At 71.0% G+C, this 13515-nt stretch carries 10 protein-coding genes; 2 read left to right on the plus strand and 8 right to left on the minus strand.

All coding sequences use genetic code 11. The features are described from left to right. Positions 1-41: 41 nt before the first annotated feature. The 6 genes from FHP06_RS02895 to FHP06_RS02920 all read right to left on the minus strand — a co-directional run bounded on the left by FHP06_RS02895 (position 42) and on the right by FHP06_RS02920 (position 6546). Positions 42-908, minus strand: a complete 867-nt coding sequence (locus tag FHP06_RS02895) for a PAC2 family protein (RefSeq protein ID WP_147683571.1) — start codon at positions 906-908, stop codon at positions 42-44. A 46-nt stretch (positions 909-954) separates the two neighbouring features. Next, entirely contained in the window at positions 955-2844 is a 1890-nt protein-coding gene (gene dxs / locus FHP06_RS02900; protein WP_147683573.1) for a 1-deoxy-D-xylulose-5-phosphate synthase, read from the minus strand. A gap of 9 nt (positions 2845-2853) precedes the next feature. Further along, a complete protein-coding gene (locus FHP06_RS02905) occupies positions 2854-3363 on the minus strand; it encodes a flavin reductase family protein (RefSeq protein ID WP_147683575.1) in 510 nt (169 codons plus the stop codon). Positions 3364-3367: 4 nt separating this feature from the next. After that, positions 3368-3670, minus strand: a complete 303-nt coding sequence (locus FHP06_RS02910) for a hypothetical protein (RefSeq protein WP_187271749.1) — start codon at positions 3668-3670, stop codon at positions 3368-3370. A 109-nt stretch (positions 3671-3779) separates the two neighbouring features. After that, entirely contained in the window at positions 3780-5405 is a 1626-nt protein-coding gene (locus FHP06_RS02915) for a helix-turn-helix transcriptional regulator (protein WP_147683577.1), read from the minus strand. Between the two features lie 37 nt (positions 5406-5442). After that, a complete protein-coding gene (locus FHP06_RS02920; RefSeq protein WP_147683578.1) occupies positions 5443-6546 on the minus strand; it encodes a flavin-containing monooxygenase in 1104 nt (367 codons plus the stop codon). Between the two features lie 140 nt (positions 6547-6686). Here FHP06_RS02920 and FHP06_RS02925 point away from each other — a divergent pair, with 140 nt between their 5' ends. After that, positions 6687-8021, plus strand: coding sequence for an MFS transporter (locus FHP06_RS02925; RefSeq protein WP_147683580.1), 1335 nt, complete (start codon positions 6687-6689; stop codon positions 8019-8021). Positions 8022-8024: 3 nt separating this feature from the next. On the opposite strand, the gene FHP06_RS02930 is transcribed toward FHP06_RS02925, so the two are convergent. After that, on the minus strand, positions 8025-10856 hold the full coding sequence (locus FHP06_RS02930; RefSeq protein ID WP_147683583.1) for an aconitate hydratase: 2832 nt from the start codon (positions 10854-10856) through the stop codon (positions 8025-8027). 128 nt (positions 10857-10984) lie between these two features. Continuing rightward, positions 10985-11674, minus strand: coding sequence for an RDD family protein (locus FHP06_RS02935; RefSeq protein ID WP_147683584.1), 690 nt, complete (start codon positions 11672-11674; stop codon positions 10985-10987). Positions 11675-11803: 129 nt separating this feature from the next. On the opposite strand from FHP06_RS02935, the gene FHP06_RS02940 reads away from it, so the two are divergent. Further along, on the plus strand, positions 11804-13510 hold the full coding sequence (locus tag FHP06_RS02940) for an MFS transporter (RefSeq protein WP_147683586.1): 1707 nt from the start codon (positions 11804-11806) through the stop codon (positions 13508-13510). Positions 13511-13515: the final 5 nt, after the last annotated feature.

Here is a 13515-nt window from a genome sequence, read left to right on the forward strand (position 1 = left end):
GCGCGCCGGAACTCTCTCGTCAGCGCGCCGGAACTCTCTCGTCAGCCGTCGTCGTTCTTGCGCTGGCGCGCAAGGAACTGCTCGAACTGGTCGGCGAGCTCCTCGCCCGTGGGGATCGAGTCGTCGTCGGCGAGCAGCGACTGGGCGGCGCCGCGGGTGAAGGCGTCGTACTGCTCCTCGAGACCGGAGAGGACGCCCTCGCCGTCCTGCGCGGCGATCTGCTGCTCGATCTCGGCGAGTGCCTCGCCCTGGGACTCGCGGAGCAGCTCGTAGTCGAGCTGCAGGCCGAGCCGGTCGACGACGGCGTCGAGCAGCGCGACCGCGGCCGTGGGGTAGTCGACGGCGGCCAGGTAGTGCGGGACGTGCACGACGTAGCCGGCGGCGTCGAGTCCGCGCTGGGCGAACCGGTACTCCAGGAGCGACTGCACCGAGGACGGCACGCGGACCTCGGCGGACCACAGGTTCTTCCGGTCGATGAGCTCCGGGCGCGTGGCGTGAGTAGTGATCATGGCCGGACGGGTGTGCGGTACGCCCATCGGCACGGCGCCGAGGCCGAGGGTCAGGGTCACGCCCTGGTCCTCCACGACCTCCTGGACCTCGTCGATGAAGCCCTCCCACCCGAAGTCGGGCTCGGGGCCGGCCAGGAGCAGGAACGAGGTGCCGGCGTTGTCCTTCTCGAGCACGATGTCGAGCTTCGGCTCCTCGTAGTCCTGGTAGTGGTCGCTCTGGAACGTGATGAACGGGCGGCGGGCGCGGTAGTCGTACAGACCGTCGAGGTCGAACGACTTGATCACGGTGCCGTGGCCGCTGCGGAGCTGCGTGGCGGCGAGGCGGGGTGCAGCACCAGCGGTGAGGAAGCCGTCGAGGGCATGGATGAGCACGAGCTCCTGGGCCGGGCTCTGGCTCATGGGCCGCTCCTCCCGTTCACGTCGTGATGGCCACTTCACATTCTGGTCAACGCCGTGCCGTGCCGGGTTTGTTCCGTGCACTCCGCGCGACGATGTCGTCCGCGATCGCCTGCGGCGTGAGACCGAGACGGTCGAGGATCACGTCGCGCTTGGCGTGGTCGAGGAACTCCTGCTCGACGCCGTGCACGCTCACGAGGACGTCGCTGCCCGCGTCGCGCAGGGCCTGGGTGAACGCGGCTCCCACCCCGCCCTGACGGCCGTTGTCCTCGACGGTGACGACGAGCTGGTGCCGGGCAGCGAGCTCGACGACGGCGGGGTCGAACGGCTTGACCCAGCGGGGATCGACCACGGTGACGCGCGCGCCGGACTGACGAGCGATGTCGGCGGCCTCGAGAGCCACGCGGACGAGCGAGCCGGCCGCCAGCACGAAGACGTCGGAGTCGTCGTCGCGGGACAGCACGTCGGCGACGCCCAGCCGCTCGAGCGCCGGGACGTCGTCCGGGACGGCGCCCTTCGCGAACCGGACGACCGTGGGCGCGTCGTCGACCGCGACCGCCTCGCGCAGCAGCTCACGCAGCTGAGCGCCGTCGCGCGGAGCGGCGAGCCGGAGGCCGGGGACCAGCTGCAGCATCGACATGTCCCACATGCCGTTGTGGCTGGGGCCGTCGTCGCCGGTGACGCCCGCGCGGTCGAGCACGAACGTGACGCCGCAGCGGTGCAGGGCGACGTCGAGGAGCACCTGGTCGAAGGCGCGGTTGAGGAACGTGGCGTAGACGGCGACGACCGGGTGCAGGCCGGCGAGCGCCATGCCGGCCGCGCTGGTGACGGCGTGCTGCTCGGCGATGCCGACGTCGAAGACGCGGTCGGGGAACTTGTCGGCGAACGCGTCGAGCCCGACCGGGTAGAGCATGGCGGCGGTGATGCCGACGACGTCGGGCCGCTCGTCGGCGATGCGCACGATCTCGTCGCGGAAGACCGACGTCCAGCCGGCCGGCGCGACGCTGGTGGCCTCGCCGGTCTCGCGGTCGAACGGGTTGGCCTGGTGCATCTGGTCGTTCTCGTTGGCGACGGCGATGTCGTAGCCCTGACCCTTGGTGGTGAGGGCGTGGACCAGCACCGGACCTCCGAACCGCTTCGCCTGGGTGAGCGCGTGCTCCATGGCCTGGCGGTCGTGGCCGTCGACCGGGCCGATGTACTTCAGGCCGAGGTCCTCGAACATGCCCTGCGGCGCCAGCGCGTCCTTGACGCCCTTCTTGATGGCGTGCAGCGCGTCGTACGCCGCCGGGCCGGCGAAGCGCCCCCGCTGCAGCCGCTCCTTGATGGCGTTGAGGGCGGGCTCGTACTTGGGGTTCGTGCGGATCTCGGTGAGCCGGTTGGCGAGGCCCCCGACGGTGGGCGTGTACGACCGGCCGTTGTCGTTCACGATCACGACGAGACGGCGGTCGCCGCCCATGGCGATGTTGTTGAGCGCCTCCCAGGCCATGCCGCCGGTGAGTGCGCCGTCGCCGATGACCGCCACGACGTGGTCGTCGCGGCCGAGGATCTGGTTGGCCTTCGCCATGCCGTCGGCGTACGACAGGCTCGTGGACGCGTGCGAGTTCTCGACCCAGTCGTGCTCGGACTCCGCGCGGCTCGGGTAGCCGGAGAGGCCGCCCTCCTTGCGGAGCGAGCCGAAGTCGTTGGCGCGCCCGGTGAGCATCTTGTGCACGTAGGCCTGGTGCCCGGTGTCCCAGACGATGCGGTCGCGCGGGGAGTCGAAGATGCGGTGGATCGCGATGCCCAGCTCGACGACGCCGAGGTTGGGGCCGAGGTGGCCGCCGTTGGCCGCCACCGAGCAGATCAGCAGCTCACGGATCTCCGCTGCGAGCTGGGTCAGCTCCTCGTCGGACATCCGCCGCAGGTCAGCGGGTCCTGAGATCGAGTCGAGCACGCCCATCACGTCAGTCTAACGGCCGGGCTTGTACCTGCCGCGGACGTGCACCAAGGCCTCCTCGCCCCCGGGCTCGACGTGCTCCACCGTGCCCTCGAGGAGAAGTCCCCAGCCGACGTGGCGCGGCGGCTCGGGGTCAAGCCGGACGCCGATCCACCCGGCGGACCCGGCAAGCACGGGACCCCACTCAGAGTCGCTCCACTCTCCCTGCGTGAACGGCCCGCCCGGCGACGGGACGGTGCCGGCGAACGCGTCAGCCAGGTACTCGTGCCCCGCGGCGAGGACGTTCACGGTGACCGTCGTCGGCGGCGGGTCCCACAGCGGCGACTCCTCGTCGACCAGCCCGAGCACGCGCGCGGGATCCCCCGCGGCGACGATGACCGACGAGACCGTGAGCCCGCGGCGCTCGCGGCCCGTGCCGGCCGCCCAGACCGTGACCGGGGCCGGCAGCCGGCCGCGGAGCCGCCGCACCGGGTCGCGGTCGCCCTCCGGCGGCACGAACGGATGCTCGGAGTGGATGGTCACACACTCAGCGTACGAGGACGAGCTCCGGAGGCCGCTCGCCCGGCCGCCGCGCGTACCGCCGGCGCCAGTAGAGCATCAGGCCGGTCGTCGTGACGTTGAACGCGTGCAGCGCCCACAGCGGGCCGGGCGGCAGGTGGAAGACGTAGACGGCGTAGAGCGCGTTGCCGACGTTCGCCAGCACGAGGTTGCCGGTGCTGTACGAGGACAGGTCCCGGCTCCGGTAGGCCTTCAGGAGCATCGGCAGGGTCGCGCTCGCGAACACCACGGTCGCGAGCGAACCGGCCACGGTCGGTGCTGACGTCATCATGCGTCGACGCTAGGGAGGATAGACCGGTCCTCTCATCGGGAGGACGACCCATCTTCCGCCTCGTGCGGCTGCGTAGGGATGCTCACGTCGGTGCGCCGGGGGTCTGGCCTCAGACGAGCTGGTGCTGGAACGCATAGGCCGCCGCCTCGGTGCGCGACTTGACGTCGGTCTTTCCGAAGATGTTGCTGAGGTGCCGGGCGACCGTCTTCTCGCTGAGGAACAGCTCCGCTGCGATCTGCGGGTTCGAGCGGCCGGACGCGACCAGCCGCAGCACCTCGATCTCCCGTGCGGTGAGGCCGTCCGGCCGCGTGGTCCCGAGCAGGCGCTCCACCTCGCGTCGCGCTGGCTCGGCCCCCAGCTCGGTGAAGATCCGTCCGGCCACGGTGAGCTCGGCCGCGGCCGAGTCCTCGTCGTCCATGGCCCGGAAGGCCTGCGCGATTCGCGTGCGGGCCCACGCCGCCTCGTACCGAGCGCCCAGGTCCAGCCAGGTCCGCCATGCAGCACGGAGGTGGGGCAGCCCGTCCGGTGCCGACCCTTGGGCGAGACACACGGACCCCCTGGCGTACGCCGCGGACGCCGTGACGATCGGCGAGCCGAAGGCCGCTGCGATCTGCTCGAGCTCCTCCGCGGCCGACGACGCTGCGTCCACGTCACCTGCCGCGAGGAACACCTGGACGACGACGGGCAGCACCTGGCTCCGTCGCACCGGGTTTTGGTAGTCGTCGAGCATCCGCCGGGCCGCTGCCACCGTGGCGTCGACGCGCCCCTGCGCGAGCCACAGCAGCGTCAGGCCGGGCTGTGGGTCGTGGCCGAGCTCGTCCGCGGCCGCGTACGCAGCGGCGGCGTCGTCGAGGTCCCCGCGCAGCCGCAGCAGGCCGGCACGCTCGAGCTCGACCTCGCCGAGCGCCGACCCGCCCAACCCCTGCACCGTGTACCGCTCCTCGGCGAGGGCCAGCTCGTCCAGGGCGTCCTCCCACGCACCCTGCGACCGCATGATCTGGGCGCGATGCACGGCTGCCTGGCCGGTGAACGGCACCAGGCCCTCCTGCGCCTCGCACCAGGTGGAGAGCAGACGTGTCCAGTCCGTCATGCGCCGGACGTCGTCGAGCTCCTGGCACGCGTCGATCATCGTGCAGTAGATGCGTCCCGACATGATCGGCGAGACGTCGCCCGACACCACGCCGAGCATCGCCTCGTCCAGCAGCGCGAGGCCCTCCTTGACGCGGCTCTGGTAGATCGCCATGCGCCCCTGGACGACGAGCCCCATCGCGACGAGGTCCGGCTCGCGGTGTCGGCGGCCGGCTTCCACGACCGTCGCGGCCAGCTCGACGGCCTCGGCGGGGCGACCACCGAAGACGTGCTGGAGCATCTCGTTCATCTGGAGGAAGCCATGCTCGGCGCAGTCCGGCTCCCCCTCGAGCAGCCGGGTGGCCCGCGCCATCCATCCGCCGCTCGCAGCCGCGTGGCCGGACACGTCCAGGATCATCGTCAGCAGCAGGGCGTCCCGTGCGGCGGCCAGAGGCTCGTCCCCCTCCTCGTGCCGATGGAACGCGCGCTCGAGGGCACGCATGCTCGTCTCCGTGTCGCCGACGAGGAACGCCGCGGTGGCCAGGGCCCTGAGGTCGTCCGTCTCCAGCTCGCCGAGGTCGGGTGCGGCGAGCCGGTCACGGGCCGACTGCCACTCCTGGCGGCCGTAGGCCTCCCGTCCCCGGATGAGCTGGTCGACGACGTTCACCGCAACCTCCTGAGCGAAGGTTACGCCCGAAACGGCCTCAACCGACCCTGGCCGCGGAGCGCGACCCAGCCATCCGCTGGACGATCCGCTTCGCCACGTAGCCGGTGTCGCGATCCTTGCCCGCGATGAACATCGAAGCTCCCGAGCTCTGGAACGCGAGTCCGCAGAAGTAGAGCCCGGGCGCCTCGTCGACGACGCCGCGCAGCTCCCTGGGCCAGCCATCAGGCTGCAGGACGTCGGGCTCGAGCCAGGAGAGGTCGTGCCGGAACCCCGTGCACCAGATGACGTTGGCGACGTCGAGGACTCGGCCGTCGGCGAGCACCGGCTTCCCGTCCTCGACCCCCACGACGCGCTCGTGCACGCGCTCGACCCCGCGGTCGAGCAGGTCCGACCGCTTCACGCGCAGCATCGGGCCCCCGTGGTGACGGACCTCGTCCATCTCCTTGCGGCCGATCGGCGTCCTGCGGCTCAGCACGTGCCCGAACATGAAAAGCAGCGCCGGGAAGACCACCTTGAACATCGGCGACTCGAGTCGCACGGGGATCTGCCCGGGGTCACGACCGCACAGGATGGTCCGATGGTCCGTCGCGACCTCATAGGCGATGTCGGCGCCGGAGTGCGACCCGCCGACCACGAGGACCGGCCCGTCCTGCAGCTGGGCCGGACGGCGGTACGTGCTGGAGTGCAGCTGCATGATCATCGGGTCGAGCTCGTCGGCGAAGTCGGGGATCGCCGGCGTGCCGCCGAGTGTTCCTGTCGCGACGACGACGTTGTCGGAGAAGATCGTGTCGTCCCCGCAGGTCGTGACGTAGCCGTCGCCGTGGGCGGCGACCCGGTCCACCCGCGTGCCGAGCCGCACCGGGACGTCGAGCTGGTGCGCGTACGCCTCCAGGTAGGCAGCGACCTCGTCCTTGCCGGGGAAGGACCACGGCGGCGCCGGGAACGGCATCCCGGGCAGCCCGTCGTACTTCGCCGGGCTGTAGAGCTTGAGCGTGTCCCACTGGTGACGCCAGCCGTCGCCGATGCGCTCGTGCGCATCGACGACGAGGCAGGAGCGGGAGCTCTTCTGCAGGTGGTGCGCGGTGGCCAGGCCTGCGTGGCCGGCTCCGATGATCAGGGTTTCGACGTGCTCGACGGACATGATGACCTCCAGAGGATGAGGCCACTGACGCTAGGAACGGTGCCGCCCGCCCGACATCGGGCGATCCACCCATCCTGGGCCCCGGCGACATGGGTGGGTCTGCCCACGGATGTGTCGGTGCCGCCCGTGAAGATGGTCCGGTGAGCACGACCGACCGTCCCGCGCTGCGCGAGTTCTGGACCGATCTGCCGCGCGAGGGCAAGTACCTGCTCTCCGTCGTCGGCGTGCAGTGCATCGGCACCGGCCTCGTGCTGCCGTTCTGGGTGGTCTACCTGCACGAGGTCCGCGGCTTCGCGCTGGACACCGTCGGCCTGCTGATGTCGCTGCTGCCGCTCGCCGGGTTCCTCATCACCGTGCCCGGAGGCATCCTGATCGACCGGTTCGGGCCGCGGCGCGCCCTGATGCTCTGCCTGTCCATGGCGTGCGTCGGCGAGCTGGTGATGGCGTTCGCCACCACCGTGCCCGTCTCGGCCGTCGGTCTGTCCCTCGTCGGGGCGAGCTTCGGGCTCACCTGGCCCGCGTCGCAGTCGATGGTCGCGTCCGTGGTGCCGTCAGGCATCCGGCAGCGGTACTTCGGCATGAACTTCGCCCTGCTGAACCTCGGGATCGGCATCGGCGGCATCATCGGCGGACTGTTCGCCGACGTCGACCGCGTGAGCACGTTCCAGACGATGTACGTCGTCGAGGCCGCCAGCTACCTGCCGGCGCTGGTGCTGATGCTCGGGCCGCTGCGCCACGCGGGCGCCCCCGTGACCGTCCACCACGACCACGCGACGCCCTCCGTGTCCTACCTCGCGCTGCTCCGCCACCGCGCGGTGCTGCCGCTCGTGGTCCTGTCGTTCGCGTCCGCGTTCGTCGGGTATGCACAGCTCAACGCCGGGCTCCCGGCCTACGCGCGCGCCGTCAGCGAGGTCTCCACGCGGGCGCTCGGGTGGTCGTTCGCCACCAACACGCTCGTGATCGTGCTCCTGCAGCTCGTCGTGCTGCAGCGCATCGAGGGCCACCGCCGCACGCGGGTCGTGCTCGTCATGAGCGCGGTCTGGGGCGTGTGCTGGCTGGTCCTGGCCAGCACGTCGCTGGTGCCCGGCACGATCCTGGCCGCACTGCTCCTGTCGGCCGCGGCGGGCGTGTTCGCGCTCGGCGAGACGCTGCTGCAGCCCACCATCCCGGCCATGGTCAACGACATGGCCCCGGACCACCTGCGCGGCCGCTACAACGCCGTCACGTCGGCCGGCTTCCAGCTCGCGTCCGTCGCGGGGCCGCCCGTGGCCGGTTTCCTCGTCGGCCACCACCTCGCGTCGGCCTGGATCGGCCTCCTGCTCGCCTCCCTCGTCGGCGTGGCGATCATCGCCGTCCGTTGGGTGGAGCCGTCGCTCACGCCCACGGCGAACGGCATCACCGAGGTGTCGGCGGACCTCACGATCCCGCCGACCGACCCGGTCGTGCCGCCGGCGCCGCAGCCGCCACCGGCCTGATGCTCAGAGCAGCGAGCGGAGCACGTACGGCATGATGCCGCCGTTGCGGTAGTAGTTCGCCTCGCCGGGGGTGTCGATGCGGACGACCGCGTCGAACTCGACGTCGCCGGCCTTCACGTGCACCGTCCGCGGGGTCTCGCCGTCGTTCAGCGCCGTGATGCCCGTGACGTCGAACGTCTCCTCGCCGGTGAGGCCCAGCGACTCGGCGTTCTCGCCCTCGGGGAACTGCAGCGGCAGCACGCCCATGCCGATCAGGTTCGAGCGGTGGATGCGCTCGTACGACTCGGCGATGACGACCTTGACGCCCAGCAGCGCGGTGCCCTTGGCGGCCCAGTCGCGGGACGAGCCGGAGCCGTACTCCTTGCCGGCCAGGACGACCAGCGGGACACCGGCCTCGAGGTACTTCTCCGAGGCCTCGAACACCGTGGTCACCTCGCCGTCACCCAGGAGGTCGCGGGTGAACCCGCCCTCAGTGCCCTCGGCCAGCTGGTTGCGCAGACGGATGTTGGCGAACGTGCCGCGGATCATCACCTCGTGGTTGCCGCGGCGCGAGCCGTAGGAGTTGAAGTCACGCGACTCGACGCCGTGCTCGCTGAGGTACTTGCCGGCCGGGCTGTCCTTCTTGATGGCGCCGGCCGGGGAGATGTGGTCGGTGGTGACGGAGTCGCCCAGCTTCAGCAGCACGCGGGCTCCGGTGACGTCCTCGACCGGCGCCGGCTCGTGCTGCATGCCGTCGAAGTACGGCGCCTTGCGGACGTAGGTGGAGCTCTCGTCCCAGGCGAACGTGTCGCCCTCGGGCGTCTCGAGCGCCTGCCACTGCTCGCCGCCGGCGAACACGTCGGCGTACTCCTTGGTGAACGTCTCCGGGTCCATCGACGCGGCGATGACGTCCTCGACCTCCGCCGGCGACGGCCAGATGTCCTTCATGAAGACGTCGTTGCCGTCCTGGTCCTGGCCGAGCGGCTCGTTCAGCAGGTCGACGTCCATCGAGCCGGCGAGGGCGTACGCGACGACCAGTGGCGGCGACGCCAGGTAGTTCATCTTGATGTCCGGGTTGATGCGGCCCTCGAAGTTGCGGTTGCCGGAGAGCACCGACACCACGGCGAGGTCGCCCTCGTTGACCGCCGCGCTGACCTCGGGGATCAGCGGGCCGGAGTTCCCGATGCACGTGGTGCAGCCGTAGCCGACGAGGTTGAAGCCGAGCTTGTCGAGGTACGGCGTCAGGCCGGACTTCTCGTAGTAGTCGGAGACGACCTTCGAGCCGGGCGCCAGCGTGGTCTTGACCCACGGCTTGCGGGTGAGGCCCTTCTCGACCGCGTTCTTCGCCAGCAGGGCGGCGCCGATCATCACCGACGGGTTCGACGTGTTCGTGCACGACGTGATGGCCGCGATGGTCACGGCGCCGTGGTCGAGCTCGAACTCCGTGCCGTCCTCGAGCGTGACGTGCTGCGGGTTGCTGGCGCGCCCGCCGTCCTTGGGGGCGCAGGAGAGGTAGTCGACCGCCGGCGTCTGGCCGTGGACACCGTCGTGGGCCGCCGGGGCGTCGGACGCGGGGAACGACTCCTCCAGGGCCTCGTCGTAGGCGCCGGAGACCGGCTCGTTGGCGTGCTCGACGTAGTTGGTGAGCGCGCCGCGGAACGACTGCTTCGCGTCGGACAGCGAGACACGGTCCTGCGGGCGCTTGGGGCCGGCGATGGACGGGACGACCTGGCCGAGGTCGAGCTCGAGGTACTCGGAGAAGCGCGGCTCGCGGCTCGGGTCGTGCCACAGGCCCTGGGCCTTGGCGTAGGCCTCGACGAGCGCGATCTGCTCCTCGCTGCGGCCGGTGAACTTCATGTACTTGGTGGTCTCCTCGTCGATCGGGAAGACCGCGATGGTGGAGCCGTACTCCGGGCTCATGTTGCCGATCGTGGCGCGGTTGGCCAGCGGCACGGCGCTCACGCCGTCGCCGTAGAACTCGACGAACTTGCCGACGACGCCGTGCTCGCGGAGCATCTCGGTGATCGTCAGGACGAGGTCGGTGGCGGTGGCGCCCTCGGGCAGCTCGCCGCTCAGCTTGAAGCCCACGACCCGCGGGATCAGCATGCTGATCGGCTGGCCGAGCATCGCGGCCTCGGCCTCGATGCCGCCGACGCCCCAGCCGACGACGCCCAGGCCGTTGACCATCGTCGTGTGCGAGTCGGTGCCGACGCAGGAGTCCGGGTAGGCGACCAGTCTCTTTTCGGTGCCTGAGCCTGTCGAAGGGTCGGCCTCGCGGGTGAACACGACGCGGGCGAGGTGCTCGATGTTGACCTGGTGGACGATGCCCGTTCCGGGCGGCACGACCTTGAAGTCGTCGAACGCGCCCTGGCCCCAGCGCAGGAACTGGTAGCGCTCGTGGTTGCGCTCGTACTCGATCTCGACGTTGCGCTGGAACGCTTCGGGCGAGCCGAACACGTCGGCGATGACCGAGTGGTCGATGACCATCTCGGCCGGCGCGAGCGGGTTGATCTTGGTCGCGTCGCCGCCGAGGTCTGCCATGGCCTCCCGCATCGTGGCGAGGTCGACGACGCAGGGCACGCCGGTGAAGTCCTGCATGATCACGCGCGCCGGCGTGAACTGGATCTCCTTGCTCGGCTCCGCGTTCGCGTCCCAGCCGGCGAGGGCCTCGATGTCGGCCTTGGTGATGTCGGCGCCGTCCTCGGTGCGCAGCAGGCACTCCAGCAGGACCTTCAGGCTGTACGGGAGCGAGTCGACGTCGAGTCCGTCGCCGGTAACCTTGTCGAGCCGATAGAAGTCGAACGAGTCGTCCCCGACCTGCAGGGTGTCCTTGGCGTTGAAGCTGTCGACGGGCATCTGGATCTCCTTCGCGCTGTCGGACCCATCCTGCCGAGCGGCGATGTTCCGCGCCAGATCAGGTCCGCCTTACCGGTGGCCGGGAAAGTCTCTTGACATCAAGATACATGATGTCGAGAGGAATCGCGTCAGATCAGGTCCGGGAACTGCCAGAGCAACGGCCAGTAGAACGCGACGTAGGTGGCGGCGACGGTGAGCACGCCGGCGACGCCGAGCGCATCGAGCACGACCAGCGCGCGACGCCGCTCCGGACGGGTCGTGGCGTCGAGCCCTTCCGCCCGGACCACGGAGGTGCGCAGGAGCCGGTCCGCGACCCCGCGGTCGGTGGGCAGCAGGAGCGGGACGACCAGCACCAGGAGCGCGACGTACGCCGCTCCCCCGACGTGCCAGCTCTCCGGTGTGCCCTCGCGCAGGACGGTGGGCAGGCCGATCGGGATGGCGGCCGCGGCGAGGTCGAGCAGGAGCACCATCACCAGGCCACGGAGCAGTCCGCGGACGGGACCGGTCGGGGCGCCGTCACCGACGTCGACGACCGCGATGCCGCAGCGGTGCTTCCCGATGCTGTGGCCACGCACTCCCTGCCGGTAGCCGTTGTTCCAGAGCACGAACAGCTCGCCGACGGCCAGCCCGCTGAGGATCAGGCCGTCGGACATGCTGATGGACCAGTAGTCGCTCCGGTCGCCGTCGCCCACGGCCTCGGAGACGGCCCGCACCACGGCGTACGCGACGGCGCCCACCGTGAACGCCAGGCAGAACAGCAGCGCGTCCTGGCCCAGCGCCGCACGACGGAGCTCGCGGACGGTCCTGAAGCCGGGCATGCCTCACTGTGTCGCGCGGGTCAGCCGGACACAAGCGGCCGCGCCGCCCATCTCCGCGATTCGGGGTACACCCGCTGGCGGCCGGGCATATCGTCGGACTGGCTCTACGAGAGACGGGACGGTTGCTCCATGGCCGGCGTGACCGACGACGTACCTGCGGAGGAGACCTCCGCGGCGGCCGGCGAGGCCGCCGGTGGCTTGCGGACGTCCCTCGGGCACGTCCTCCGGAACCGCAACATCCGCCGCATCCAGCTCGCGTTCGTCGGCTCGGCGATCGGCGACGGTGCCTACGCCATCGCGGTGGCGATCTTCGCCTACCAGGCCGGCGGCGCCACGGCGGTCGGCATCTGGATGGCCATCCGCTACACGTTGATGGCGGTCACCGCGCCCTTCGGCGCCCTGCTCGCCGACCGGTGGCCGCGCAAGCGCGTGATGATCCTCGCGGACCTGATCCGCGCGGTGCTCGTGACCGGGTCGGCGATCCTCCTTTACGCCGACGCCCCGGCCGCCCCCGTCTACGTCCTGGCGACCCTCACGTCGTTGCTCGCGTCGCCGTTCCTCGTGGCCCAGCGCGCCATCCTGCCGAGCCTGGCCGAGCGGCCCGAGGAGCTGACGGCCGCCAACGGCACCGCCAGCACGATCGACTCGCTCGCCTTCTTCGCCGGACCCGCGCTCGGCGGCCTGCTGCTCGAGTTCACCACCGTCCAAGGTGTGTTCCTGGTCGAGGTCGCCACGTTCCTGTGGTCGATGGCGCTCGTCGCCGGCGTCCGGGTGCCGGCCGCGCCGGAGGCCGACGCGCCCGAGGCCTCGCCCGAGGAACCGGAGGCCGACGAACCGAGCTTCCTGAGCGAGACCGCGGCCGGGTTCCGCACGATCGGCTCCGACTCCGGCCTGCTCCTGGTGACGATCGCCGTCTGCGTCCAGACGATCGTCGCCGGCGCCCTGATGGTGATCCTGGTGGCCATGGCCGCCGAGGTGCTGGACTCCGGCGAGAGCGGGGTGGGCTACCTCAACTCGGTCTTCGGGATCGGCTGCATCCTCGGCGGCTTCTACGCGATCAGCCGAGCGTCCAAGGAACGCCTCGCCGGCGACCTCGCGGTGGGCGTGCTGCTCTGGTCGCTCCCCTTGCTGCTCGTCTCGGCCTGGTCTGTCCCGGCTGCGTGCTACATCGCGATCGCGCTCGTCGGCATCGGCAACCCGATGGTCGACGTCAACCTCGACACGATCATGCAGCGCCTCGCGCCCGACGAGGTGCTCGGCCGGGTGTTCGGAGCCCTCGAGTCCGCCGCCATCGCCGCGATGGCGCTCGGCGCGGTCGTGATGCCAGGACTGCTCGAGTGGCTGGGCCTCGAGTGGGCCCTGATGGTCATCTCCGTGCCGGTCGCCGTCGTGACCCTGCTGATGCTTCCGAAGCTGCTCGCCCTCGACGTCAGGCTCCGCGCACCGGCGGCGCTCGAGCTCATCCGAGGCGTCGACATCTTCGCTCCCCTGTCGCCGGCCGCGCAGGACTCGCTGGCGCGTGGGGCGGTCGAGCAGCAGTTCTCCGCAGGGGCCGTCCTCATGCGCGAGGGCGACGCGGGCGACGACTTCTTCGTCATCGAGTCCGGCCTGGTGGAGGTCACACAGGAGGGCCGTGTGCTGCGGCGCGAGGGCCCGGGCGAGTACTTCGGCGAGATCGCCCTGCTGCGCGACGTGCCCAGGACGGCCACGATCACCGCCGTCGACGACACCGTCGTCCGCACCATCACGCGCGACGACTTCCTCGCAGCCGTCTCCGGCCACGGCGAGGCCCGGTCCGCCGCCGAGAGCACCGTGTCCCGCCGGCTGGCGGTCTGAGGCCG

This window comes from Aeromicrobium terrae, assembly GCF_008039565.1.
GTDB classification, from domain to species: Bacteria; Actinomycetota; Actinomycetes; order Propionibacteriales; family Nocardioidaceae; genus Aeromicrobium; species Aeromicrobium terrae.